The sequence below is a fragment of the Lactobacillus johnsonii ATCC 33200 genome, from assembly GCF_000159355.1.
In the GTDB taxonomy this organism is placed as follows: Bacteria; Bacillota; Bacilli; order Lactobacillales; family Lactobacillaceae; genus Lactobacillus; species Lactobacillus johnsonii.
Window position 1 is genome coordinate 1 of the sequence record NZ_GG670138.1, and the last position, 241, is coordinate 241.

Annotated in this window: 1 protein-coding gene; it reads right to left on the bottom strand. The window is 40.2% G+C overall.

The window, feature by feature from the left end; all coding sequences use genetic code 11:
* Positions 1 to 3 precede the first annotated feature (3 nt).
* The coding region (locus HMPREF0528_RS09775) for a hypothetical protein (RefSeq protein ID WP_034525434.1) at positions 4 to 241 on the bottom strand (238 nt) is incomplete at its 5' end.

The following is a 241-nucleotide window of genomic DNA, read 5'->3' on the forward strand; positions in this document are numbered from 1 at the left end:
TAATTAATTTAGCCTTAGTTTCTTTATCAGGAACGAATTCAAACCCTTTCGGTTCCAACGGCGTCCCTTTACGACTTTGTTTGTCCCTGTATCCTTGGCATAAGCATTCAATGCCGGCACACCCTTTGGTACTCTTGCGTATAAAGTAAAGACCTTCTTATTTGAAATTTCCAAATAACTCGACGAGGCGTTTTTACCGGTTCCATACTTAAACCATTTAAGTTGTGGAGCCCGATCAAAT